Genomic DNA, 23,488 nt, shown 5'->3' with positions numbered 1-23,488 from the left:
TATAATGCCCGCGCATGGAACAGAACGGGTCGACCCTCAAGCCGAGCGGAATCCTGGGTGACAAGAGCGCCTCCGTGGAGCGCGTCCCCGGGCTGATGCGGCTGTTCGCCGCGGGAACGGCGATGGCGGTGGCCCTCCCGCTGAAGGGTGGGGAGCTGGAGCTGGGGCGGGGCTCGCCCGCGTTGGGCGAGGCGCAGGACCCACGGATGTCCCGCCGCCATGCGCGCATCCAATTCGATGGGAGGCGATTCCTCGTCACAGACCTGGGCAGCCAGAACGGCACCTTCGTGGATGGGGAGCCCGTGCCCGCCAACACGCCTCGCGAGGTCCAGCGGGTCATCCGCATGGGGGACTCGCTCTTCGTGCCCAGCGCGGATGTGCATCCCCTGGAGCACCGCGGCGTCGTGACGCGGGGGAACTTCGTGCGAGGCCCGGCCCTCCAGGCGCTGCTGGACGAGGTCGCACGCGCGGCCCGGCTCGGCTTCCCGCTGCACATCCACGGGGAGAGCGGCACGGGCAAGGAGGGCGTGGCGCGCGCCTTCCACGAGAACGGGCCGCGCGGCACGGGGCCCTTCGTGGCGGTCAACTGCGCCGCCATTCCCCAGAGCATCGCCGAGCGGCTGCTCTTCGGCGCCAAGCGCGGTGCCTACTCGGGGGCCGACGCGGATGCCCCGGGCTACCTCCAGACGGCGGATGGCGGAACGCTCTTCCTCGACGAGGTGGTGGAGCTGGACCTGGGAGTGCAGGCCAAGCTGCTGCGCGCGCTGGAGACCAAGGAGGTGCTCTCCCTGGGCGCGGCGAAGCCGAAGACGGTGGACATCCACATCTGCTCCGCGAGCAACCGGGACCTGCGCGCGCTGGTGGCGGCGGGGAAGCTGCGGGAGGACCTGTATTTCCGCATCGGCCGGCCCGAGGTGACGCTGCCGCCCCTGCGCCAGCGCCCCGAGGAGATCGCCCTGCTGCTCCACCGCGAGGTGCAACAGGTGGCTCCCCAGCTGGCGCTGCACCTCTCCTTCGTGGAGGCGTGTCTGCTGCGGCCCTGGCCGGGCAACGTCCGCGAGCTGCTCGTCGAGGCCCGCAGCGCCATCCAGGCAGCGCTCCTCCAGGAGGCCCCGCGTGTGGAGGCCCGCCACCTGAGCCCGAGTGCCGGCACCGCGTTCGGCGCCGCGGCGTCTGCGCCTCCGCCTACTCCTCTTTCTCCTCCGCCGGAGCACCGGGAGCCTCCACGCGAGGCGCCGTCGCGGGCCAAGCCCCTCGAGAGCGACGAGCGGACACGCATCGAGGAGGCGCTGCGGCAGAACGGAGGCAACGTGGCCGCCACGGCCCGGGCGCTCGGCATGCACCGCACGCAGCTGCGGCGGTTGCTCGAGCGCCACGCCCTCTCCGCTCCCGCCGACAGCGAGCAGGAGTAGGACGAACCCAAGGAGGAGTCCCGTGCTCAAGCTGCACCACCTCGTGAGCTCCCGTTCGCAGCGCATCCTCTGGCTCCTGGAGGAGTTGGGGCTCGACTACGAGCTCGTCATCTACCCGCGCGACCCGAAAACGGGGTTCGCGCCTCCCGAGCTCAAGGCCATCCATCCGCTCGGCAAGTCCCCGCTGCTCGAGGACGACGGACGGGTGCTCGCCGAGTCCGGTGCCATCATCGACTCCGTGGTGCGCCGCCATGGCAAGGGCCGGCTCGCGCCCGCGCCGGACTCGGCCGAGTACGACACCTACGTGCATTGGCTGCACTACGCCGAGGGCTCGGCCATGCTGCCCCTGGTGCTCAGCGTGTACATGAGACGTCTGGGCGAGGCCGCCGCGCCGCTCGAGCCGCGCATCTCCGGCGAGGTGAAGAACCACCTCGGCTACATCTCGGGAGCGCTCGGGGAGCGGGACTACCTGGTGGGCAACAGCTTCAGCGCCGCCGACATCCAGATGAGCTTCGTGCTGGAAGCGGCGCGGCCCTCGGGCGCCCTGGAGGCCTTTCCCAATCTCGGCGCCTATCTCGAGCGGTTGCACGCCCGCCCCGCCTATCAACGCGCCATCCAGTGTGGCGGTCCCCTCAACCTGGGCGGCCAGGCCAAGCGCTGACGACGCACGCGCCCCCGCCGAGGGGCTCGAGACGCCAACCCATCGGCAACAGCCGCTACTTCCCCGCCGCCTCGCCCCAGACCTCGCGCAGGCGCGCATCCCGGCCGCAGGAGGAGCGGTAGAAGCGGTACTTGAGCGGGTGCTCGCGGTAGTAGTCCTGGTGGTACGCCTCGGCCGGGTAGAACGCCTGGGCGGGGAGGATCTCCGTGACGAGCGGTTGGGTGAAGCGCCCCGAGGCCTCCAGCGCCCGCTTGGACGCCTCGGCGAGCCGCCGCTGCGCCTCGTCGTGCACGAAGATGGCCGAGCGGTACTGGCTGCCCTTGTCGCAGAACTGGCCGTCCGCGGTGAGCGGGTCCACGTTGTGCCAGAAGACGTCCAGCAACCGCTCGTAGCTGACCTTCGCCGGGTCGTACACCACCTCGACGGCCTCGACGTGGCCCGTGCCGCCGGAGGAGACCTCCGCGTAGGTGGGGTTCTCCTTCTGGCCGCCCGTGTAGCCCGACGTGGTGGACACCACGCCCTCCACCTTGTCGAAGGCAGGCTCCATGCACCAGAAGCAGCCGCCCGCGAACGTCGCCCGAGCGAGCGGATGCCCCTCCTCTCCGAGCACCCCGCCCGCCACCAGCACCACGAGCACCGCGAGAATCCGGTAGAGCCTTGTCATGGGGAATGCGCCTCCTGGGAGAATCCATAAGGGACAATCCACGGGCCCGCCCCTCTCCCGCTCGCGCTCCCCCACCGGCCCGCCGTCCGAGCAGGACTCCGGAGGCCGGGAAGAAGCGGACCCTCACGCGCGGTGTGTCCCGGCTCAGCGGCGCTGACGCGCCAGGAAGGGCGCGGTAGCATCGGCCCGGTACGCTCCCCCCCGTACCAGGAGACGAAGCACCGTGGCCGAGCCGCTGAAGGGAAACGTGTTGCTGGTGGATGACGACCCCGCCGTGGCCAAGGTGCTCGGTGCGCTGCTGGGCCAGGCGGGGCTGACCGTGCACACGGCGTCCAATGGCCAGGAGGCGCTCGTCCAGCTGGGCCGCAAGCCCATCGACGTGGTGGTGAGCGACGTGCGCATGCCCGGCATGGGAGGCATGGAACTGCTGGCCGAGGTGGGCCGCTCCTGGCCGGACGTCCCCGTCATCCTCCTCACCGCGCACGGCACCGTGCCGCTGGCGGTGGAGGCCATGAAGGCCGGCGCGGCGGACTTCGCCCTCAAGCCCTTCGACCGGGAGGAGATCCTCTTCAGCATCCGCAAGGCGCTCCTGCGCGCGCAGCAGCAGGAGGGCGCGCGCCCGCTGGTGAAGGAGGCCAGTTCCTTCGTGGGCGGCAGCACCGCCATGGCCGAGGTGCAGGCGATGCTGACGCGGGCCGCCTCGGGCACGGCCACGGTGCTGCTGCGCGGCGAGTCCGGCACGGGCAAGGAGCTGGCGGCCAAGGCGGTGCACGACGCCAGCCCCCGGCGCGGCGGGCCCTTCGTGAAGCTGCACTGCGCGGCCCTGCCGGACACGCTGCTGGAGAGCGAGCTGTTCGGCTACGAGAAGGGCGCCTTCACCGGCGCGGCCACCCGCAAGCCCGGCCGCGTGGAGCTGGCCAGCGGCGGTACCCTCTTCCTCGACGAGATTGGCGACATCACCCCGCAGGTGCAGGTGAAGCTGCTGCGGCTGCTGCAGGAGCGCGAGTTCGAGCGGCTCGGCGGCACGCAGACGCTGAAGGTGGACGTGCGCTTCGTGGCGGCCACGCACCGCAACCTCGAGGAGATGGTGCGCAAGGGCGAGTTCCGCGAGGACCTCTTCTACCGGCTCAACGTGGTGCCGGTGTGGCTGCCCCCGCTGCGCGCCCGGCCCGAGGACATCGAGCCGCTCGTGCGCCACTTCCTCGACGTGCACGCGAAGGCCAACGGCCGGCCGCCCTTCACCCTGACGCCGGACGGGCTCGAGGCCCTGCGGACCCAGCCGTGGCCCGGCAACGTGCGCCAGCTGCAGAACTTCATCGAGCGTCTGGTGGTGCTCTCCGACGGCCCCATCCTCACCGGGGACGAGGTGCGGCGCGAGGTGACGCGGCAGCCCGGCATCGTCCCCGCGGCTCCGGCGCCCGCGCCCGTGAGCCCCTTCCCGAACGCCCCGGCGATGACGCCCGCGCCCGGCGGCGGCAACGGCAACGAGGGACGCACCCTGGAGTCGCAGCGCAAGGAGATGGAGCGGCAGGCGCTGGTGGACGCCCTCAAGCGCGCCGGGGACAACCGCACGCTCGCCGCGCGCCTGCTCGGCATCAGCCGGCGCACCCTCTACAACAAGCTCGAGGAGCACGGGCTGCTGTAGGAAGCTACCGCCGCGCGGCCAGCCGGCGCATGAACATGGGGGCGACGAGGAAGACGAGCAGGAGCCGCCCCACCTGTACGGCGAGCACCAGGGAGAGGCTGGCGCGGGTCTCCAGGGCGATGGCGAGCACCGAGTCGGCCCCACCGGGCGAGGTGGCGAAGTAGGTGGTGAGCAGATCCACCCCGGCCACGGTGGACCAGAGCCAGGCGAGCAGCAGGCACCCGCCCACCATGGCCAGCGCGGCCCCGAGGGCCCCAAGCGCCACGCGCTTGAGCTCGTGCACGGCCGCCTCGTCGAAGTGGCTGCCCACGCGCGCCCCGAGCGCCCAGAGCGCGACGGGCAGCACACCCGGAGGCCACGCGCCCACCGGAAGCCCCAGGGCCGTGAGGGGAATGCCCAGCAGCAGCGGCCCGAGGAAGCCCCCCGCGGGCAGCTTCAGCCACGTCCCCGCCGCGCCACCGATGACGGCGACGAGGGCCGTCGTGCCCCAGGCCACCAGGGGAGACGGAGTGCCGGGCAGCGCCGCGACGGTGGCCACCTGCGTGTCCGGCACACTGCCCGACCACCGGCCCACCACCGCCGCCACGAGGATGACCACGCCCAGGCGCAGATACTGGAAGAGCGTCACCAGCCGCGCGTCGGCGCCGAGCTCCTCGCTCAGGGCCACCATGGCCGAGGCGCCTCCTGGCATCAGCCCGAGGGTGGCGGTGCGGACATCCACGCCGCCCAGCCGGGCGAAGCCGAGCGCCACACCCTGGCCGATGGCCACCACGCCCACCACGTTGACGAGCGCGACGGGCCAGTTCTCCGCGAGCGCGCTCCACGCGGAGGGCTTGAAGGAGGAGCAGAGGGCGGCGCCCAGCACGGCCTGCGCGGCCAGCAGCAGCAGACGGGGCACGGGGACGTGGACCGACAGCGAGAGGGCAGCCACCAGTGACACCAGCATGCCGCCGAGGAGCGCTCCAGCGGGCACATGGATCCACTCGCCCAGCGCGGCGCCCAGCAGCGTCGCCACCGTCACCGCCCACTCGCGGGAGCGCCGCCGTCCCTCGGGCCTGGAGTCCGTCGCCATCAGGCGCCGCACGGTAGCGCGCAATCGGCGCCCCCGGAGCGCGGAGGAGGCGCTGCCCATTCCCCGCCCTTCCACCCCCGATGAGGTGGAAGGGCCTGTCGCTCTCGCTCTCCCATCCCCACCCTGATGGGCATAGTGTGAGCGCCGCATGAGCATGGATGAGCACGTCTTGGAGAAGCTCGGTTGGGGGCCCCCCTTCCAGGAGGCCTGGCGCTCCCGCGCGAGCGAGGGTGAGGAGCCGGCGCGCATCGCCGCCGACTATGGCGTGGAGTACATGCTCTATTCGGCGCGGGGCGACCTGAGGGCCACCATCCCGGGACGGCTGCGCATGGAAATCCGCAAGGGAAAGTCCCTGCGCCCGGTCGTTGGCGACTGGGTCTCCTTCGAGCCTCGCAGCCAGGAGGGCACCACCGTCATCCAGGCGGTGCTGCCCCGGCGAACCCAGCTCGCTCGCAAGGCCGCCGGCCGGGCCGACGAGGAGCAGGTGGTGGCCGCCAACCTGGACGTGGTCTTCCTCGTCTCCGCGCTGACGAGGGACCTCAATCCGCGGCGGCTCGAGCGCTACCTGACGGTCGCCTGGGACAGCGGGGCCCAGCCCGTGGTGGTGCTCACCAAGGCGGACCTCTGCGAGGACGTGGGGGCGGCCCGCGAGCGCATCGCCACCCTGGCCCCGGACGTCCCCCTGCACACCGTCAGCAGCTACACCGGTGAGGGGCTCGACGTGCTCTGGCAGTACATCGGCGGCAACCGGACGGTGGCGCTCATCGGCTCGTCCGGCGTGGGCAAGTCCACCCTCATCAACCGCCTGGTGGGCGCCGCGCGCATGGAGGTGGGCACCACGCGCGAGGACGACAAGGGCCGGCACACCACCACCCACCGCGAGCTGTTCGTGCTGCCGCAGGGGGGCCTCGTCATCGACACGCCGGGCATGCGCGAGCTCGGGTTGATGGAGAACGAGGAGGGCCTGCGCACCGCCTTCACGGACATCGAGGAGCTGGCGGCCGGGTGCCGCTTCAACGACTGCCGCCACGAGAAGGAGCCGGGCTGCGCCGTCCAGGAGGCGCTCCGCAGCGGGCAGCTCGCCCCGGAGCGCCTGGAGAACTTCCGCAAGCTCGTCCAGGAAGTGGCCACGAAGAAGACATCGCGCGCCTTCAGTGACTCCCCGAAGAAGCGCGGCCGGTGAGCGCCTCGTCTCAGGGCCGTGCGTCCGCGACGCTCATGCGCAGGTAGTAACCCTGTCCGGGCTCCATGAGCCTGCACGCATGGCCCAGCCGCTGGCAGCTCTCGTACAGGCGGGTGAGGACGGAGACATCGCGGGCGTAGAGCTCGATGTAGGGCCCCGGCAGCGTCCGGAAGTCCAGGTCCGGCAGCGCCGGTGAATAGACGGAGTGGTTGGCGAAAGGCACCTCGTCCTTGGGCCGGTCATACGGAGAGAGGCTGAGGGCGTAGTAGCCGCTCAGCGCGTTCATGTTGGCGGCGTAGGGCTGGCGCCGCTCGGGCCGGAAGGTATCGAAGACGTAGCGATCGACGCTGAAGCTGTCGAGCACCACCAGGTCGGCCGCGGCCAGCGCCTCCCGGGCCGCGAAGCCCTGGAGGTTGCCGGTGGGAAACCGCAGGGGCTCGAGCCACTGCAGCAGGTAGTCGGAGCCCAGGAGCTGGCGGACCGGGGGGTCCTCGGAGGACAGGAGGCTGAGCAGCAGTTGCCGGGTGTCGGGGCGGGTCAGCAACCAGTCGTGGCGCACGAAGCGGTAGCCGTTCGGCACGAAAGCGGCGGCCACCAGCACGGCGAGCCCGAAGCCTCGGACGGCGGGCGCGCGGGCCACCCGCTCCCCGAGGCCCACCATGCCGATGGCGGCCAGCACGCCTACCAGGGGAAGCAAGGGCATCACGTACCGGTCGAAGGCCAGGATCGAGCGGAAGACGACGAGCGTGAAGGCGAGCCCGAAGGCCAGCGGCGCCAGCTTCTTCGCGAGGGCCACGGACGGCTCGCGCAGGAGGAAGAGCAACCCCACGAGCGCGAGCGCGACAGGCACGGGCCCGGCGCCGTTGAGCAGCGCGCTGGAGTGCTCGAGCCAGGGGGTGCGGGTGTCGTAGCCGAAGTGCCCCAGCTCGAACGCATGGCGGGACTCGTAGAGGAAGGCGCCGATGAACGTGCCCCGCTCCACGAAGATGTAGGGATTGCAGGCGAGGAACGCCGCCGCCGCGCCCAGGCCCACGAAGAGCAGGTGCGGAACGAGGCGCCGCGGTTGGAGGCGATACTCCGCCAGGGCGGCCACCAGGATGGCGATTCCCACCACCGCGCCGTTGTACTTGGCGCTGGCGGCCAGCCCCACCGCGGCGCCCAGGGCCAGGGACAGCGGACGCGAGCGGTGCTCCCTGTCGCTCCACACCAGGACGAGCCAGAGGGTGAGCATGCACAGGGCGGCCAGGGGCAGGTCGACCGTGTCCATGTGCGACTGCTGGACCCAGAGGAGCGAGGTGCCCGTCACGAGCACCGCCAGGGCCGAGGTCAACCTGTTGCGGGTGAGCCGGTACGCCACGAACCAGGTGGCCGTGAGGCCGATGGCCGAGAACACGAGCGCCACGGCATGCCCGGGAAGGGTGAACGGAATCCCGGCGGCCGGCGGAGGCAGGAAGCCGCTCCGGGAGTGCTCGGCGAAGGCCTGGAAGGTGGCCGGGCCCCCGAACATCCGCAGCAGGAGGAAGACGAGGCCGTAGGCGGCCGCGTTCACATAGATGACGAGGCCCGGGTAGTTGAAGAACCGGGGGTTGCCCTGGTTCAGCACCGTCGCCAGCGCCTGCGTCGAAATGGAGTCCGGGTGGTGGAAGGGCGGCCCACCGGCCAGCCCGAGCACCAGGCAGATCCCCACCGGGACCAGCAGGGACAGCGCATGGGAGGATCGGCCCCAGCGCAGGAAACGGTTGCTGTCGTCGGACACGGGTAACGCCCCCCTGGAGAGGGAACGCTACCCGAGTGGGGTGGGGTCAGTGCAACGGCCGGGAGTGGCCGGAGTCCCGCACCGCCGCGGCCAGGGACTCGAGCTCCGCCTCGAAGTCCGCGATGAGCTCGCGCGGCTCCGGCACCAGGCCCTCATCCGCTGCGACGCCCAGCGTCACGTGGCCCGCGTAGCTGAAGATGCTCAGGCCCACGCCCAGCCGCGCCGCCATCGGCACCCAGAACATCACTCCGGCCAGCCTCGCCCCCGCCAGGAACACCGGCCGCTTCGGCCCCGGCACGTTCGTCAGCACCACCGAGGCCTTCTTCCGCATCACATCCACCGCCATCCGCTCCACCGGGGCCGGCGCCAGCCCCGCCGCGGACAGCATGCCGAACACCACCGTCGCCTCCGGCGAGCGCTTCAGCTTGTCCATCCGCCGCTTCAGCTCCCACAGCCGGTCCACCGGGTCCTCCAGCCCCAGCGGCAGCGGGAGGAACACCACCCCGAAGCGGTTGCCCAGCTCTCTCGGAATGGGCTCCCTCGGCGAACGCAGGTTCACCGGCACCACCGCGCGCACGTCCTCGGGCGGCTGTCCCCGAGCCGCCATGTAGCGGCGCAGCATCCCCGCCACCACCGCCATCACCACGTCGTTCACCGTGCTGCCCGTGCCGTGGCCGATCTCCCTCACCTTCCCCACCGGCACCGGCCGCGACCAGGCCACCTGCTTCACCCGTCCCAGCTCGCCCGTGAAGGGGGACGGCGGGTCATGCATCAACGTCAGCAGCCGGCTCAGCGCCGAGGCCCCGCGCGCGCCCTCCACCGCCAGGTCCATGAGCTGGATGGGCTCGGCCAGCAGCTCCGCGCCCCGCTTCCACGCCGCCCGCGTCGAGCCCACCACCGTCTGAGCGCCCCGCAGCAGCCGCGTCAACGTCCCCGGAGTCTCCTCCGCTTCCTCGAAGTAGTCGGCCCTCCCGCCGCCGTCCGCGCGCTCGTCCGTCAGCGACAGCAGCACCCGCGCCAGCGAGATGCCATCCGCGATGCAGTGGTGCACCCGCATCAGCAGCGCGCACCCCTCCTCGTACCCCTGGATGACGTGCATCTCCCAGAGCGGGCGGGAGAAGTCCAGGGGCGTGCTCATGGACTCGCCCACCATCCGCTCCAGCTCGGCCCGGTCTCCGGGGGGCCGCAGCCGCGTGCGCCGCAGGTGCTTCTCCAAGTGGAAGCCCGGGTCGTCCTCCCAGCGCGCCGTCCCCAGCAGCCCTCCCGTCACCACCCGCTGCCGGAAGCGCGGGTAGCGCTCCACCAACCGCTCGCGCACCACGTCCTTCAGCCGCTCCCAGTCCAGGGGCTCGTCGAACCAGAGCACCGCCGTGATGACCATGAGGCTGGTGGGCTCCTCCATCTGGAGCCACGACGCGTCGGAAGGGTGCATCCGCTCGGACATAGACGCCTACTCTGCCTGCTCCGCCGTCTGACGGCGGAACTGAAACGTCTGCAGCGAGGGCGTCTTCGCGGTGAGGGTGAGCGTGTCCCCCTCCACGTCGTACGTGAAGGTGGTCGGCTGGAACTTCCCCTTGGACAGGCCGATGACGCGCGGCTTGCCGCACACCGGCCCCACCGCCTGTCCGGACTTCGTCCGCAGCTCCACCGAGTCGTCCTTCTCGTTCACCTGGAAGGCGCCCCAGGAGCGGACCTCCAGCGCGTTGCCCCGGCCCAGCGTGGCGTCCTCCAGCTTCGTGCGCAGCAGGAAGCACCCGCCAGGCGTCACCACCAGCGAGCGCGCGTAGTCCGGGCGCGGCTTGGCGTCCGTGTTCTCCTGTCCGACGATCTTCGCCTTCTCCTCCGGGCGGATGCTCGCCGCCTCCAGCGACCAGCGGCCCACCACCTCCTTGGGCACCGCCCCCGAGCCCAGTGAGGCGTCCGCGCACGGGTCCGGGCTCTCCTTCTCGGGGCTGGGCGGCGCGGGCTCGAAGGTGCGTCCGCACTGCTTGCCACACACGCGCGCCACGCAGTCCGAGTCATCCGGGCCACAGCCGGACCTGGCGGCGCACTGCGCGAGCGCGCCCAGGGCCTTCTCGCAGCCCTCGGCCAGGCACCGGTCCACACACGACACATCGATGCACTGGGCCACGCACACCCAGTTGGCCGAGCCGCACCGGCCGGCCAGGGTGCGCGCCTTGCCCCCGGCCCGCGGGCCCCCGGAGCTCTGTGCTCCAGCGGACGTGGTCAACAGCAGGACGAGCAGGACGGGACTGAAGACACGCAGGTGGGTACCCTCACAGGAAGCTCCACCGCCATGTGGTGATGTCCGACAGCTCCGGCAACGACAGCTCGAGGCAGATCGTCTCGTAACGGGCAAAGTCCCGCGGGTCCATCCGCAGCAGGAGTACCGGGGTACAGGCCCGCGGACGCTCGGGGAAGGTGTCGAAGGAGAGCTCCGGATCGAAGCGGGCCCGGTAGAAGAGGCACAGGCCGTCCATGCGCCCCTCGTGCACCACCGGCCTGGCCAGGTGCAGGCGCTGGGGCAGCGAGCCCGCCCGCAGCGTCTCCAGGTCCAGCGCGAAGGCCGGCTCCGGGTGGCACAGCAGCCGCTCCACGTCCTGCGGCCGGACGAAGCGGGTGAAGTACGCGGGGTTGAGCGTGTCGCGCAGCACCTGCAGGCAGCTGAAGTCCACGTCCGGCACGCGCTGGTTCCAGATGAAGGGCAGGCGCGCCTCCTCGCGCAGCTGCACCGGCTCGAAGAAGACCTCGAAGCGGTTGGGGAGGATGCGGCCGCCGTTCACCAGCAGCCTGTCGCGCAGGCCCAGCAGCCGCGGAATCAGCCCCGTGTCGAAGAGCGCGTCCCCCAGCTGCTCGTGCAGCAGGACGTCCACCTTCTCCGGAGGGCGGAAGCGCGCGCTGTCCGTGCGCACGAACTCGATGTCCGAGAGCCCGTTGCGCCGGGCCACCCAGCGCGCCGTGTCCAGGTTGCGCGAGGCATCCACCGCGTACAGCTTGCGCGGGCCGCGCTTCGAGGCGAGCACGGCCCGCAGTCCGGTGCCCGTGCCCACGTCCACCACCACCTGGCCCGGCCGCACGTAGCGCTCGATGGCGCGCTGGTAGGCCTCCACGCGCCCGGCGTCCACCAGCCCCGAGTCCCGGGGTGCCGGGCTGGACAACTCCGGCGCGTCCACGAGCATGTTGCGCAGCGTCCCCACCAGCGGCAGGTGGCGCAACTTCGACTGCAAGTCACCCCAAGCCTGACGCGGCAGGTCTCTCAGGTTCGCCATACGTCCCCCCACGGCGCGCGGCGCCGGTTTCCGGCCCTACGACGGAAACCCCTGAATACCGGCAAGGTAGGGACTGGGGAAGGGCCGTCGCTCCCGGCGTGTACTTGAGGACAAGGCGACTTTTCGCGGATGAACACTCGCGCGCCGTGACGGAATTGTTCCTGGCCATTCCGGAGCCGGCGTCCGGGCCAGGGCTGGCTGAACTCGCGCCTGCGCCGCCCGTGAGTCAGGAGCGGCCCAGCACCTTCAGCTTCAGCGTGCCCTCGAAGGGCTGGGTGTAGTCGGCGGCGTCATAGCCCCGCATCCGCATGTGCAGCTCGGCCTCGGGGCGGGTGCGGAAGATGGTCCACGGCCGCTCGGCGATCGTCGCGACCGTGTAGAGCATCATCCTCGGGATGGGGCCGGGGATGGCGCACACCACTTCCGTCGTCCGCTCCTCCAGCTCGCGGTCGAGCTCCTTGAACGCGTTCGCGTAACCGATGCGCGCGTTCACCATGCCGGTGCCCTCGTGGAAGAAGCAGAAGGTGCCCGGCTGGTTCTTGAGCAGCTGGCGGATCTGATCGCACAGCGCCTTGCCGTTATGCTCATCGCCCTGCTCGGGATGCCGGATGAGCACCAGGCCCGTCGCCAACGGAGGAGCCCTGAGACTTTCCAGGGCCGCTCGCGTCAGGGACGCGCGGTTGGTGGCATGAAGTCCTGGCTTGGGTGGAACGGGCATGACGGCTCGATTCTATCCACAGGAACGACATTCCTCGGAGCGCCTCCCGTGGAGCGATCGTTCACCTTGATTCATGGCGCGATTCAGACAGAAAGATGCGTCCGCACCACTCTCTGAATTCCAGTGTGCGCGGGGAGAGCGGGAAGACGGTGGCGGCGATGTGACGGGCAGCGAAGGCGCCGCGTGCGCGGAGTTCACAAGCTGTGCACCATGAGCACCACGCGGCTCTTGCCGTGGAGGGTGCCCCATGCGCTTCGTTCCCCACTTCCTCGTTCGTTCCACCCTCGCGGCCGTGCTGCTGTGCTCGGCCGCATGCCAGCCCCCCACCGACACCGATGAGCAGCCGGGCTCCGACGCGGGCACCGGCTCCGGTACTGACGCGGGCACCGGCGCGGGTCCTGACGCGGGCCCTGGCTCCAGCCCCGACGCGGGCACCGGCGCCAACCCCGACGCGGGCACGGGCTCCAACCCCGACGCGGGCACCAGTGGCGACACGATGACCGCGCGCCCGATCAGCGCGTACAGGGACGGAGTCATCACCTACTACATGGAAGCGGATGGCACCGGGAACTGCGGCTTCGCGCCCAGCCCGGAGGACCTGGACGTCGCCGCCATCATCAAGACCGAGTACCAGGGCAGCGCGGTGTGCGGTGCCTGCGCCGAGATTCAAGGCCCCAAGGGAACCCTGCGCGTGCGCATCGTGGACAGCTGCCCCGACTGCACCACGCCGGGCCATCTGGACCTCAGCCCCTCGGCCTTCGACAAGCTGGCGGACCGGGCCGCGGGCCGCGTGCAGGTGAAGTGGCGCTTCGTCACCTGCCCCGTGACGGGCCCCCTGCGCTACCGCTTCAAGGAGGGCAGCAGCCAGTGGTGGACCGGCATCCAGGTGCGCAACCACCACAAGCCCATCCGCAAGCTGGAGTGGTGGAACCTCGTCACCTGGGTGGAGGTGCCGCGCGAGGACTACAACTACTTCGTCCAGCCCACGGGCCTGGGCCTGGGCGTCCTCCCGCTGCGCGTGACGGCGTGGGACGGCGAGGTGGTGCAGGACACCTTGCCCGGAATCCTGGACTCGCAGGTCGTCAGCGGTGTCCGCCAATTCTCCCCGCTTCCGTGAGACCTCCCACGTCCGCTGCACACTGCACTACTCAGCGCGAGGATCTCCCTCCCCAAGCCCCCGGGGATGTGCTGCGCTGCGCGCGTTTCGTCCGGCTCGCGGCGCGGTAGCGCGAGCCGGGTCTCCGGTGGGGAGGCACCATGAGAAGGAAGCATCACGGGGACGAGGACACCTGGGCTCTCATCCGGGAGAGCCTCGACGACTTCAGGCCCGCGTACCTCGCGGCCCGCCTCCGGCAGTACCTGGCGCCCCACCTTCCCACCGGCACCCGGCACCTCGACGAGACGACGCGCCGCTCGCTCCACGAGGGAGTGGACGCGCTGCTCTCCGAGCACGCCGGAGCCTGGTACACCCACGGCTACCACGGCTTCTTCCCCAGCCAGGGCGGGCCGTCCGGCCTGGGCGTGGAGGGCAACATCGAGCGCATCCTCTCCACGCTCGGCGCGGCCCACGAGTGGCTGTGCACGCTCGACACGTACTTCCGCTCCGTGGCGCTCCCGCCGGACGAGGAGGATCGCGCGGCGGTGCTGTCGGACGCGGTGCGGCGGGTGCTCGAGCTCACCGCCGAGGCGACGGGCGGTGGCGAGGCCTGGCACCCCTACGCGCACCGGGCCCTGGGCTGGTTGTTGGAGTCACAAGGGTTGCGCCGCACCGAGCGCGTGGAGCGGGCGCTGCACGAGTCCCTGGCCGGCTTTACCCGCGCGGCGCCCTCCCCCGAGGAGGCCCGGCGGGCCGCGGACACCATCGCGCTGGCGGCGGTGAAGGAGGGCCGCTCGCGCCGCGAAGGCGTCTCCTGAGCGGAGGGTGGAGGGCTCAGGCCGGCTGGATGCCGAGCCGCTCGTCCCGGCGCCGGAGCCAGGCGATCAGCGGCAGGGACACCAGCACCATCCACGTCTTCCCCACCACCTGCCCGGCGAGGAAGTCGAGGCTGCCGAAGGCGAGCTGGAGGAAGAGGATGCTGTCGACGACGAGGCCCACGAGGCTGCTGGCGAGCACGGCCAGCACGAGGCCGCGCCGCTGCAGGGGCGTGTAGACGGCGAAGTCGGCCAGCTCCGAGATGGCGAAGGCGCTGCTCGAGGCGAGGACGAGGGGCGGAGGGGCGAGCACCGCCGAGAGCACCGCGCCCAGGGCGATGGCCAGCAGCGTCCAGCCCTTGCCCAGCCGGCGCTGCACCAGGTCGCGCAGCACGAAGGCGATGCCGACGACGAGGACGCCACTGGGGGCGAGCAGGCCCGGCCCCACGGGCAGCAGGCACGGCCCGTTGTCCGGGCACACCACGCCCACATGGCCGATCATCCAATTGGACAGCGGAATCGAGGCTCCGAAGCCCGCCAGATAGATGAACCCCTCGGTGCGACGCTGCTCCATGGCGCGCGCGCCATAGCACGTTTCCCGGAGGCTGTCAGAATGGGGCCTGACATGCCGCCCCTGGCGGCCGCGGAGGCCTGGGCGGCCGAGCGCCTCCAGGAGGCGGGGCTCACCCAGGCCAGGGGGGGCTGAGGCGGGCTACATCATCGGCGCCGTGGACTCGAGCTCCTGCGTCTCCAGCAGGCCCGTCTGCTTGAGCAGGGGCTGGGTGCTGGGAGCGCGGCCGCGGAACTGCTGGAAGACCTCCAGCGGGTGGCGGCTGCCGCCGAGCGCGAGCACCGTGTCGCGGAAGCGCCGGCCGGTGCGCGACAGTGCCTGCGCGTCGGACAGCCCGGCCTCCTCGAAGGCGGAGAAGGCATCCGCGGAGAGGACCTCGGCCCACTTGTAGCTGTAGTAGCCCGCCGCGTAACCGCCCGCGAAGATGTGCGTGAAGGAGCAGAGGAAGCGATCCTCCGGGAGCGGCGAGAGGACGGTGTTCTCTTTGGCCACGCGCTTCTGCACCTCGAGGAAGCCGGCCCCCCCGTCAGCACCAGGCTGGTAGCGGTGGTGCAGCTCCAGGTCCAGCGTGGCGAAGTACACCTGGCGCAGCGACATGGAGGCGGCGCGGTAGATGCGGCCGGCGCGGATCTTGTCCTGCAAGGGCTTGGGCAGGGACTCGCCGGTGTCCACGTGGCGGGCGAGCCGGGAGAGCGTCTCCTCGTGGAAGCACCAGTTCTCCATGAACTGGCTGGGCAGCTCCACGGCGTCCCACTCGACGTTGTTGATGCCGGCGGCCTCGGGGTAGTCCACGCGGGTGAGCATGTGCTGCAGGCCGTGGCCGAACTCGTGGAAGAGCGTCTCCACCTCGCGGAAGGTGAGGAGCGCGGGCTTGGAGCCCACCGGCGGCGTGGCGTTGCAGACGAGGTAGGCCACGGGCAGCCGCAGGCTCCCATCCGGCTGGCGCTTGCGGTCGAGCGCGCCATTCATCCACGCGCCGCCGCGCTTGGTGGCCGGGCGGCTGTAGGGGTCCAGGTAGAAGGCGGCGATGTCCTTGCCGGACTCATCCGCCATGCGGAAGAACTGGACGCTCGGGTCCCACACGGGGACCTCGCCGTTGGCGGCGCGCACGGTGACGCCGAAGAGGCGCTTGGCGGTGTCGAACAGGCCCTCCAGCACGCGGGGCAGCGCGAAGTACGGCCGGAGCTCCTCGTCGGTGTAGGCGTAGCGCTCCTCGCGCAGCCGCTCGGCCCAGAAGGGCACGTCCCACAGCTTCAGCTCGAGCGAGGCATTGCCCGTCTTGCGGCGGGCGTACTCGGTGAGATCGGTGTGCTCGGCGCGGGCGCGGGAGCGGGCGGCGTCGCGCAGCTCACCGAGCAGCTTCTCGACGGCCGGCACGCCGGGCGCCATCTTCGCGGCGAGGCTCACCTCGGCGAAGGACGGGTAGCCGAGCAGGCGCGACTTCTCCCGGCGCAGGGTGAGGATGCGCTCGATGAGGGGGGCGTTGTCCGAGTCCCCGGAGGAGGCGCGGGTGACGAAGGCGCGGTAGAGCTTCTCGCGCAGCTCCGGGCGGCGCGAGTGCTCGAGGAAAGGCACGTAGCTGGGGGCATCGAGGGTGATGCGCCAGGGCCCCTTTTCGGGGGTGGGCTCGGGGGCGCCCTCGGCCAGTCCCTGCTTCGCCATCTGGGCGGCCATGGCGAGCGCGCTGGGCGGCAGGCCCTCCACCTCCTCGGGCTTGGTGAGCGTCATGGACCAGGCCTTGTTGGCGTCGATGACGTTGTTGGTGAAGCGGGTGGAGATCTCGGCCAGCTCGCGCTCGATGTCCTGGAAGCGCTCGCGGGCCTCGCCCTCGAGGCCCACGCCGGACAGCTCGGCGTCACGGATGGAGGCGTCGACGACGCGGTGCTGGGCCGGGTCGAGCTTCTTCCACTCCGGCCCCTCGCGCAGGGCCTTGAGCGCCCGGTAGAGGGGCACGCTCTGGCCGATGCGCATGAGGGTCTCGACGACATCGCCCTCGACGGCGGAGTGGGCCTGACGCAGCTCGGGGCTGTTCTGCACGCCCATGAGGTGGTTCACCGCGCCCCAGGCGAGGCCGATCGGCTCGGTGATGGCGGACAGGCGCGCCACCGTTCCCTCCCAGGTGGGCTGGACATCGCGCTCGAGCGCATCGAGGTCGGCGTTCAGGCGCGCCAGCAGCTCGCGGATGGCCGGCTCGACATGCTCCGGGCGGATGCGGTCGAACTTCGGAAGTCCTTCGTTCTGAAGCAGCGGATTGTCGGCAGTGGTCGCAGTCATCACCCGCTGACGTTAGGGCAGCCGCTGGCGGTTGGCAGCAATGGCGAGAGGGATGCCAGGCGGGCAGTCAGGGAGTGCACGTCCCCTGCCTCCTGGAGGGCACCCCGGAACGTTGGAAGGGAACAGACACGGCCCGGGACTTCACCTTGACAGGGCACCGGGCCCGCTGGTCTCACCCGGGGCCATGCTCTCCCTCGTCCTCGCGGCCTCGCTCGCCGCCGCTCCCGCGCCCCGTGCCGCCACCGCCTCGGGGACTGTCGTCCACATCCCCCGGCTGGACGCGCTCCAGGGCGTCACCGCCTTCCTGAACCGGGCGGGACAGCACGCCGCCTTGCTGCGGCCCATCGTCTGGCACGCCGAGCTCCACCCCTTCCTCTCGCTCGACCCCAGCCAGCCGGACAACCTCGCCGGCCTGGGCATCGACCCCTCCGGCCCGCTGACGGTGTCCCTGCGCTCCAATGGCCGCATCTCCTGCACGCGGCTGAAGGACCCGAAGCTCTTCCAGGAGAAGGCGGCCGGGATGCTGGTGTCCGGCAGTGGCAAGACGGAGGTGAAGCCCACCACCGCCGGCGGAGTCACCACGGTGAGCATCCCGCGCGAGTCCGGGGGCCATGCCGGCTATGCCCTCAAGGGCCAGGAGGCGTGTGCCTTCGCGACCACCGGCGGGGGCTTCGTCGACGATGGGCAGGGGGCGGTGATGTTGAAGGAGGCCTCGAGGCTGGTGGGCAAGGCGCCCAAGCCGGACGCGCGGCTGGGACAGCTGCCCGGCTCCGTCTACGTGCTCATGCCCGAGCGGGGCATGGTGGTGGGCATGGAGGGCAGCGCCACCGAGTTGCGGCTGGAGGGGACGGCCACGCAGCTTCCGCTGCCGCCCTTCCAGACGACGGGGACGAGCCCCTACGGGACGATGAAGCCCGAGGGGATGCTCTTCTCGCGGGCGCGGGTGGCACCGGCTGGGGTGAGCCAGGCGGTGGGCAGCGTGCGCGCACTCATCCAGCAGGCGTGTCCCGCGTGTCCTCCGGCGGAGGTGTCCTCGGTGTCTCGCGCGGTGTCCGAGCGCCTCACCGGCAACGTGCTGGTGGTGGTGGACGGCGTGAAGCCGCGCCCCAACCTGCGCACGCCCGAGGGCCGCTTCTTCGCCTCGCGCCAGGCGGTCGCCGCCGAGGTGACGGACGCCGCGGCGATGAAGGCCGCGCTCGCCCCGGTGGCGAAGTTCCCCGGCGCGAGGGCGCTGGCGGACGGGTACGCGCTGGACGTGAAGGGAGGCACCCTCTTCGTCCGGCTGAAGGGCAAGCAGCTCGTGGTGGGCAATGACGAGGCGGTGGTCCAGTCGCTCCAGACGGCACTGCCGCAGGAGGGCGCGAAGCTGCCGCACGCGGTGGACTTCACCGTGGACCCGAAGCGGCTGGCGAGCGGGTTGAATCAGGTGTCGCTGATGGACGTCGTCTCCAGCCAGGAGCTCGCGGGCCTCTTCACCGTGGGGCTGGAGCTGGGGCCACTGCTGGCCAACAGCACGAGCATCTCGGGCTGGCTCGACAGCACCGGCGGGGCGCACCGCTTCTCCACCCTCTGGACGCTGCCCGCAGTGCCTTGAGAAGGCCCTGGTAAAGGCAGGCACTTTCAGGAGTCTACTCAGGGTCGAGTGCCCAGGTTCCTTCCTCCCACCGCTTCAACGCTTCTTCAGACTCAAACGCGACCAACCCCTCTCCCTTGGCGGCCTCCTCCAAAATCGCTTTGGCTTCGGCTGTCCGGTAGCGCAGGAGGAATGCCGCCGCTGTGGTCCTCACGTCCATATTGGGATGCGAGAACAGCGTGGCGAGCGCATTTCGCCCGGCATCACCGTGAGCACGTAGTTTCTTGAACGCGGCAATGTACCGGTCCGCGTGCTTGTTGCCGGTCCTGGCGTCTCCCCGGAAGATGGCATCGGTCTGCGCAGTCACGTTCCGCGCGAACTCCTCAACAAGTTCTTCGAACTCGTTCACCCAATCCCCTCCTTACGTCATCAATAGCTCGACAGCACCGGCGGGGCGCACCGCTTCTCCACCCTTTGGATGCTGCCCGCTGCGTCTTGAGTCAGGCAGGCTTGAAAGTCCCCGCCTTCCATTGTTCGAGCGCCAATCCGGCGGTGAAAGCCACAAAGCTGTTGGGGATCTTCGCAAGTTCGGCAAGCACTCGTTCACCTTCGCCCGGTGCAAAAGCCAGCGCGAAAGAAGCAACCCAGTACCGGGTTCCCGGCTCAGGAGCGTCAATCAGCTTCAGCAATTTGCGCTGGGCTTCGGCACCTCGCTCCCGAAACTCCTGACGCATTGCAACCAGGACATCGTACTTGCGATTGGCAGCCTTGGGCCTGCCAGCTTCGATGTCACGCCCATGATCAGCGGAGATGACTCCATACTCTTCAACCAAACGTTCTGTCGGAAGCTCCTTCCATTGTGTCTTTTTCATGGGATGCCTCCAAACTGCCTCAAGACCATCAACCCGAACGCCCGCTGCTTTTCATAAGATTGAGTACGGAGCCATTCACGCACCACCATGTCGCCTGAGACCTCTTGCCTGGATGAATAGAAGGCACTGATTCTCTCGTGCAATTTCGCATCCAGGGCAATCACGTTCTCGGTGTTGTGAAGGGCTTCGTGACCAAATCGCTCTACATTGCCTTGATGCTGCTCGACGATGTGGTGCCATTGCTTCCCCTCGCCCGCCTTCCCCATGTAGTCCTTGAAGTCCTTATAGGATTTGAAGGCCCGATGCCCATTGGGAAGTAGCTTGCCCTCCTTGCTGGTCCTATCCGTCTCGCTCGGAGAACGATTCCGGCTCGGCTCGCCGCCGGACATGGCCAGGGCGTTGGCCGGCAGCACGATGCGAATGGAGCCCTCGGCCACCGAGACGATGACCCTGTCCGTCTCAGCCGCCGCTGCGAGCACGCGTACGCCGCCCTGCTGCGCCCCTTGGAGTGAGGCGTTCGCGAACCCCGGCAGATTCGGTGCCCTGGACAGCAACGCGGCGGTTTCCCCGATCGCCGCCGTGCCCACCATGACCAGGATGCGCACGCTGTTGGGCCCGATGCGCTGACCGAACCGCTCGCCCGCCTCGCGCAGCTCGGCGAAGGTGGTGGCCCGCGCGGACTCCTCCGAGAGCACCAACCATCCCTCAATAAGCCCCCACATCTCCGTCCCCAGGTAGCTCCACAAGAGCACCGTGAAGGCAGTGGCGACCCCTTTAGACAACGGCTCGGGTGCCACCAGCAGCGCCATGTAGGCTGAGATGGTGAGGCTCGCCATCGCCGCCACACGCGTGGGGTCGAGCATGGCCCTCACCTCGGCGCTCACTCCCTCCAGAGCCGGCTCAACGGCCAGCGCCAGCGCGATGCGGCGCCTGTCATCGTCCTGCAGGCACGAACCATCCTCGAAGAGGGAGAGGCAATCGCCCGGAGTGCCGCGCCGTTCGCAAAAGCGTCCGTAGGACCTGGCCAGCTCCGGCTGACACGCCTGTCTTCCCAGGGCTCCGGAAGCCAGTGCATACCTGCGACCCGGCCGCATGGGCACAGGCGCGGGCGCCACCCGCAGCGGCATCTCCAGCACCAGACCCGCCATGGCGGCCGAGAACTCGGCATCCCCCACCTGCACCGGCGCGAAGTCCGTGGGCAGGGTAGCGAAGACCCGCTCCTCTCCACCCACCGCCGCCTGGCTCACGGGCGGTGCCGCCGTGGCGCACCCGACCAGCAGCACACTCGCCGCCAGGGCCAGCACGCCCAGACGAGGGCACCACCAGATATCTCGAACGACTCGATCGATGACGCGAAGGGTCATGCCGCTGCGAATGCTGCTGTGCACAAGGACCAACGGGAAGAATCGAGGAGTACAGGCACACGTCACTTCCAGGCTCCCCGAGGCGGCACACACCTCCCCACACCCCCTCGAGGCGTCCAGAAGCGAGGCTCATCCATCACCGTGCAGGGCCTCCCCGCGCCTACGCGGTGGGTCCCCCTCCCGGCCCCAATCGTGCTAGATGCGCGCCCCATGGACGGAACCACGGAAAAGGATCCCCTTCGCGCCCGGCTGCAGCAGATGGAGAAGCAGGCCGAGCTGGGCGGTGGCGCTGACCGCATCGCCAAGCAGCACGAGGCCGGCAAGCTCACCGCTCGCGAGCGCATCGAGCTGCTGCTCGACCCCGGCTCCTTCACGGAGATGGACAAGTTCGTCACCCACCGCAGCAACGACTTCGGCATGGGGGACAAGAAGATCCTCGGCGACGGCGTCGTCACCGGCTACGGCACCGTCGAGGGCCGGCAGATCTTCGTCTTCGCCCAGGACTTCACCGTCTTCGGCGGCTCGCTCTCCGGCGCCTATGCCCAGAAGATCTGCAAGATCATGGACATGGCCATGCGCGTGGGCGCTCCCGTCATCGGCCTGAACGACTCGGGCGGCGCGCGCATCCAGGAGGGCGTCGAGAGCCTCGCCGGCTACGCCGACATCTTCCTGCGCAACACCCTCGCCTCGGGCGTGGTGCCGCAAATCTCCCTCATCCTGGGCCCGTGCGCGGGCGGCGCGGTGTACTCGCCGGCCATCACGGACTTCATCATGATGGTGAAGGACACCTCCTACATGTTCATCACCGGCCCGGACGTCATCAAGACGGTGACGCACCAGGAGGTGACCAAGGAGGACCTGGGCGGCGCGCTGGCGCACAACCAGAAGTCGGGCGTGGCGCACTTCGCCGCGGAGAACGAGCAGGCCGCCATCATGATGACGCGCGAGCTGCTCTCCTTCCTCCCCTCCAACAACCAGGAGGACCCGCCCGCCCAGCCGTGCGATGACGATCCGTTCCGCGCCGACGAGGGCCTCAAGACGGTCGTCCCCAGCAACCCCAACAAGCCCTACGACATCAAGGAGATCATCCGCGCTGTCGTCGACAACAAGCACTTCTTCGAGGTGCAGGAGCACTTCGCCAAGAACATGGTCATCGGCTTCGCCCGCATGAACGGCAAGTCGGTGGGCATCGTGGCCAACCAGCCGGCGGTGCTGGCGGGCGTGCTGGACATCGACGCGAGCGTGAAGGCGGCGCGCTTCGTGCGCTTCTGCGACTGCTTCAACATCCCCCTGCTCACCCTGGTGGACGTGCCCGGCTTCCTGCCCGGCACCGACCAGGAGTGGGGCGGCATCATCACCCACGGCGCCAAGCTGCTCTATGCCTTCGCCGAGGCCACCGTCCCGAAAATCACCCTCATCACCCGCAAGGCCTACGGCGGGGCGTACGACGTGATGGCCTCCAAGCACATCCGCGCGGACATCAACTACGCCTACCCCACGGCGGAGATCGCCGTCATGGGCCCCGAGGGCGCGGTCAACATCATCTTCCGCAACGAGCTGCTCAAGGCCTCGGACCCCAACGCCGAGCGCACCCGGCTGGTGAACGAGTACCGCGAGAAGTTCGCCAACCCCTTCAAGGCGGCCGAGCTGGGCTACATCGACGAGGTCATCCGCCCCGAGGAGACGCGCGCCAAGGTCATCCGCGCCCTGGAGATGCTCAAGAACAAGCGCCAGGAGAACCCCCCGCGGAAGCACGGCAACATCCCGCTGTAAGCAGGCAGACAGGCGGGCGATTCGGCCCGAGAAACAGTGGAACGCCTCCCCAGGAAATTTTAGGGGGGGCGTTCACGCTTTGAAGGGACGCACCACTCAAGGAGCCCCTTTTTGTCTCAACCCCGCCTCGTCCTCTTCCTCGCCGACATCGAAGGCAACCTCGCCGCCCTGCGCCAGACGCTGTCCCGGGCCTGTGAGTCCGCCAACGTCCCCCTCCCGGAGGTCCGCTGGGTCGAGTCCGCGACCGCCCTGGCCGATGCCGGCTGGCGCGTGGCCGAGCTGAAGCTCACCCCTTCCGGTGGCAAGGCCGTCCCCGAGGACCACCTCGACTCCCTCGTCCGCTCCGTGGCGCGTGACTTCCGTGACCAGGCGGTGGGCCTCTACACCGACAAGGCCGGCAGCTATGGCCGCGCCTCCTTGAGCGAGCCCGGCCGTCCCTCCCGCTCCCTGGAGGGCGAGTACATCGACGTGGTGCGTCAGACCGCCCGCTGGCTGGGCGTCGAGGCCCCCCTGCTCGGCCGCCTGCTCGACGGCGGGGCGACCGCCCGCAACCTGCTCGCCGCGGCGGTGGACTTCGGCAACGAGGACCCCCACGCCCCGGCCCCCGCCGGCAAGGGCCGCCGCCAGGAGCAGCCGCCTCCTCCGCCCGAGCCGGACGAGGATGACCGCTTCGTGGACGCCAAGCTGAGCGAGGCCCGCCGGCTGATGGAGCAGTACCTCAGCCACCGCAAGTAGCCTCTACAGGCTCCGAGTAGCAGCGCGTATTGGCG

General features: G+C 70.2%; 21 protein-coding genes. 9 read left to right on the top strand and 12 right to left on the bottom strand.

The genetic code is table 11. The features are described from left to right. Nucleotides 1–14 precede the first annotated feature (14 nt). A complete protein-coding gene (locus tag NR798_RS08315; RefSeq protein ID WP_375770896.1) occupies nucleotides 15–1,412 on the top strand; it encodes a sigma 54-interacting transcriptional regulator in 1,398 nt (465 codons plus the stop codon). Between the two features lie 22 nt (nucleotides 1,413–1,434). After that, a complete protein-coding gene (locus NR798_RS08310) occupies nucleotides 1,435–2,073 on the top strand; it encodes a glutathione S-transferase family protein (protein WP_375770895.1) in 639 nt (212 codons plus the stop codon). Nucleotides 2,074–2,128: 55 nt separating this feature from the next. Here the strand turns inward: NR798_RS08310 and msrA are convergent, their stop codons facing one another. Beyond that, nucleotides 2,129–2,737 carry a peptide-methionine (S)-S-oxide reductase MsrA gene (gene msrA / locus NR798_RS08305; RefSeq protein ID WP_375770894.1) on the bottom strand — a complete coding sequence of 203 codons (609 nt, stop codon included), beginning with the start codon at nucleotides 2,735–2,737 and terminating at the stop codon, nucleotides 2,129–2,131. Between the two features lie 223 nt (nucleotides 2,738–2,960). Between msrA and NR798_RS08300 the strand changes: the two genes are divergently transcribed. Beyond that, nucleotides 2,961–4,382, top strand: coding sequence for a sigma-54-dependent transcriptional regulator (locus tag NR798_RS08300; protein WP_375770893.1), 1,422 nt, complete (start codon nucleotides 2,961–2,963; stop codon nucleotides 4,380–4,382). Nucleotides 4,383–4,386: 4 nt separating this feature from the next. On the opposite strand, the gene NR798_RS08295 is transcribed toward NR798_RS08300, so the two are convergent. Then, a complete protein-coding gene (locus NR798_RS08295; protein WP_375770892.1) occupies nucleotides 4,387–5,514 on the bottom strand; it encodes an AbrB family transcriptional regulator in 1,128 nt (375 codons plus the stop codon). A gap of 88 nt (nucleotides 5,515–5,602) precedes the next feature. Here NR798_RS08295 and rsgA point away from each other — a divergent pair, with 88 nt between their 5' ends. Continuing rightward, nucleotides 5,603–6,637 (top strand): ribosome small subunit-dependent GTPase A, encoded by a 1,035-nt coding sequence (gene rsgA, locus NR798_RS08290; protein WP_375770891.1) that lies wholly within the window; start codon nucleotides 5,603–5,605, stop codon nucleotides 6,635–6,637. A 10-nt stretch (nucleotides 6,638–6,647) separates the two neighbouring features. Here rsgA and NR798_RS08285 read toward each other — a convergent pair whose 3' ends face one another. From NR798_RS08285 to NR798_RS08265, 5 genes are all read right to left on the bottom strand, one after another. Beyond that, nucleotides 6,648–8,393, bottom strand: a complete 1,746-nt coding sequence (locus NR798_RS08285; RefSeq protein WP_375770890.1) for a glycosyltransferase family 39 protein — start codon at nucleotides 8,391–8,393, stop codon at nucleotides 6,648–6,650. 46 nt (nucleotides 8,394–8,439) lie between these two features. Then, on the bottom strand, nucleotides 8,440–9,837 hold the full coding sequence (locus NR798_RS08280; RefSeq protein ID WP_375770889.1) for a wax ester/triacylglycerol synthase family O-acyltransferase: 1,398 nt from the start codon (nucleotides 9,835–9,837) through the stop codon (nucleotides 8,440–8,442). Between the two features lie 6 nt (nucleotides 9,838–9,843). Continuing rightward, nucleotides 9,844–10,623 (bottom strand): hypothetical protein, encoded by a 780-nt coding sequence (locus tag NR798_RS08275; protein WP_375770888.1) that lies wholly within the window; start codon nucleotides 10,621–10,623, stop codon nucleotides 9,844–9,846. 46 nt (nucleotides 10,624–10,669) lie between these two features. Beyond that, nucleotides 10,670–11,662, bottom strand: a complete 993-nt coding sequence (locus tag NR798_RS08270; RefSeq protein WP_375770887.1) for a 50S ribosomal protein L11 methyltransferase — start codon at nucleotides 11,660–11,662, stop codon at nucleotides 10,670–10,672. 226 nt (nucleotides 11,663–11,888) lie between these two features. Continuing rightward, on the bottom strand, nucleotides 11,889–12,293 hold the full coding sequence (locus NR798_RS08265; protein WP_375770886.1) for a hypothetical protein: 405 nt from the start codon (nucleotides 12,291–12,293) through the stop codon (nucleotides 11,889–11,891). Between the two features lie 334 nt (nucleotides 12,294–12,627). Here NR798_RS08265 and NR798_RS08260 point away from each other — a divergent pair, with 334 nt between their 5' ends. Next, complete coding sequence (locus NR798_RS08260) at nucleotides 12,628–13,497, top strand: expansin EXLX1 family cellulose-binding protein (protein ID WP_375770885.1); 870 nt, start codon at nucleotides 12,628–12,630, stop codon at nucleotides 13,495–13,497. A 140-nt stretch (nucleotides 13,498–13,637) separates the two neighbouring features. Further along, a complete protein-coding gene (locus NR798_RS08255) occupies nucleotides 13,638–14,294 on the top strand; it encodes a hypothetical protein (RefSeq protein ID WP_375770884.1) in 657 nt (218 codons plus the stop codon). A 16-nt stretch (nucleotides 14,295–14,310) separates the two neighbouring features. Here NR798_RS08255 and NR798_RS08250 read toward each other — a convergent pair whose 3' ends face one another. Both NR798_RS08250 and NR798_RS08245 read right to left on the bottom strand, forming a co-directional pair. After that, nucleotides 14,311–14,865: a VUT family protein gene (locus NR798_RS08250; RefSeq protein WP_375770883.1), complete on the bottom strand. Its 555-nt coding sequence runs from the start codon at nucleotides 14,863–14,865 to the stop codon at nucleotides 14,311–14,313. Between the two features lie 138 nt (nucleotides 14,866–15,003). Beyond that, complete coding sequence (locus tag NR798_RS08245) at nucleotides 15,004–17,136, bottom strand: M3 family metallopeptidase (protein ID WP_375770882.1); 2,133 nt, start codon at nucleotides 17,134–17,136, stop codon at nucleotides 15,004–15,006. A 184-nt stretch (nucleotides 17,137–17,320) separates the two neighbouring features. Here NR798_RS08245 and NR798_RS08240 point away from each other — a divergent pair, with 184 nt between their 5' ends. Continuing rightward, nucleotides 17,321–18,730 (top strand): hypothetical protein, encoded by a 1,410-nt coding sequence (locus tag NR798_RS08240; RefSeq protein ID WP_375770881.1) that lies wholly within the window; start codon nucleotides 17,321–17,323, stop codon nucleotides 18,728–18,730. A 34-nt stretch (nucleotides 18,731–18,764) separates the two neighbouring features. Here NR798_RS08240 and NR798_RS08235 read toward each other — a convergent pair whose 3' ends face one another. The 3 genes from NR798_RS08235 to NR798_RS08225 form a co-directional block, all read right to left on the bottom strand. After that, entirely contained in the window at nucleotides 18,765–19,118 is a 354-nt protein-coding gene (locus NR798_RS08235) for a DUF2019 domain-containing protein (RefSeq protein WP_375770880.1), read from the bottom strand. A gap of 91 nt (nucleotides 19,119–19,209) precedes the next feature. Next, nucleotides 19,210–19,581 carry a DUF2019 domain-containing protein gene (locus tag NR798_RS08230; protein WP_375770879.1) on the bottom strand — a complete coding sequence of 124 codons (372 nt, stop codon included), beginning with the start codon at nucleotides 19,579–19,581 and terminating at the stop codon, nucleotides 19,210–19,212. After that, a complete protein-coding gene (locus tag NR798_RS08225) occupies nucleotides 19,578–20,945 on the bottom strand; it encodes a hypothetical protein (protein ID WP_375770878.1) in 1,368 nt (455 codons plus the stop codon). The genes NR798_RS08230 and NR798_RS08225 overlap by 4 nt, the downstream gene beginning before the upstream one ends. A 210-nt stretch (nucleotides 20,946–21,155) precedes the next feature. On the opposite strand from NR798_RS08225, the gene NR798_RS08220 reads away from it, so the two are divergent. Together NR798_RS08220 and NR798_RS08215 are read left to right on the top strand one after the other, a co-directional pair. Further along, nucleotides 21,156–22,718, top strand: a complete 1,563-nt coding sequence (locus NR798_RS08220; protein ID WP_375770877.1) for an acyl-CoA carboxylase subunit beta — start codon at nucleotides 21,156–21,158, stop codon at nucleotides 22,716–22,718. 111 nt (nucleotides 22,719–22,829) lie between these two features. Then, nucleotides 22,830–23,453 carry a hypothetical protein gene (locus tag NR798_RS08215; protein WP_375770876.1) on the top strand — a complete coding sequence of 208 codons (624 nt, stop codon included), beginning with the start codon at nucleotides 22,830–22,832 and terminating at the stop codon, nucleotides 23,451–23,453. Nucleotides 23,454–23,488 lie beyond the last annotated feature (35 nt).

Origin of the sequence: Archangium gephyra (assembly GCF_042230915.1) — a bacterium.
Lineage (GTDB): Bacteria > Myxococcota > Myxococcia > Myxococcales > Myxococcaceae > Archangium > Archangium gephyra_B.
The sequence above is the reverse complement of the archived record's forward strand: the minus strand, read 5'-3'. Positions and strand labels throughout refer to the sequence as shown.

Bases quoted from the DNA above. Each gene is read 5' to 3' on its own strand.
- NR798_RS08315 (WP_375770896.1), top strand. From the start codon at position 15: ATGGAACAGAACGGGTCGACCCTCAAGCCGAGCGGAATCCTGGGTGAC.
- msrA (WP_375770894.1), bottom strand. From the start codon at position 2,737: ATGACAAGGCTCTACCGGATTCTCGCGGTGCTCGTGGTGCTGGTGGCG.
- NR798_RS08295 (WP_375770892.1), bottom strand. From the start codon at position 5,514: ATGGGCAGCGCCTCCTCCGCGCTCCGGGGGCGCCGATTGCGCGCTACC.
- rsgA (WP_375770891.1), top strand. From the start codon at position 5,603: ATGAGCATGGATGAGCACGTCTTGGAGAAGCTCGGTTGGGGGCCCCCC.
- NR798_RS08280 (WP_375770889.1), bottom strand. From the start codon at position 9,837: ATGTCCGAGCGGATGCACCCTTCCGACGCGTCGTGGCTCCAGATGGAG.
- NR798_RS08270 (WP_375770887.1), bottom strand. From the start codon at position 11,662: ATGGCGAACCTGAGAGACCTGCCGCGTCAGGCTTGGGGTGACTTGCAG.
- NR798_RS08260 (WP_375770885.1), top strand. From the start codon at position 12,628: ATGCGCTTCGTTCCCCACTTCCTCGTTCGTTCCACCCTCGCGGCCGTG.
- NR798_RS08255 (WP_375770884.1), top strand. From the start codon at position 13,638: ATGAGAAGGAAGCATCACGGGGACGAGGACACCTGGGCTCTCATCCGG.
- NR798_RS08250 (WP_375770883.1), bottom strand. From the start codon at position 14,865: ATGGAGCAGCGTCGCACCGAGGGGTTCATCTATCTGGCGGGCTTCGGA.
- NR798_RS08245 (WP_375770882.1), bottom strand. From the start codon at position 17,136: ATGACTGCGACCACTGCCGACAATCCGCTGCTTCAGAACGAAGGACTT.
- NR798_RS08240 (WP_375770881.1), top strand. From the start codon at position 17,321: ATGCTCTCCCTCGTCCTCGCGGCCTCGCTCGCCGCCGCTCCCGCGCCC.
- NR798_RS08230 (WP_375770879.1), bottom strand. From the start codon at position 19,581: ATGAAAAAGACACAATGGAAGGAGCTTCCGACAGAACGTTTGGTTGAA.
- NR798_RS08225 (WP_375770878.1), bottom strand. From the start codon at position 20,945: ATGACCCTTCGCGTCATCGATCGAGTCGTTCGAGATATCTGGTGGTGC.
- NR798_RS08220 (WP_375770877.1), top strand. From the start codon at position 21,156: ATGGACGGAACCACGGAAAAGGATCCCCTTCGCGCCCGGCTGCAGCAG.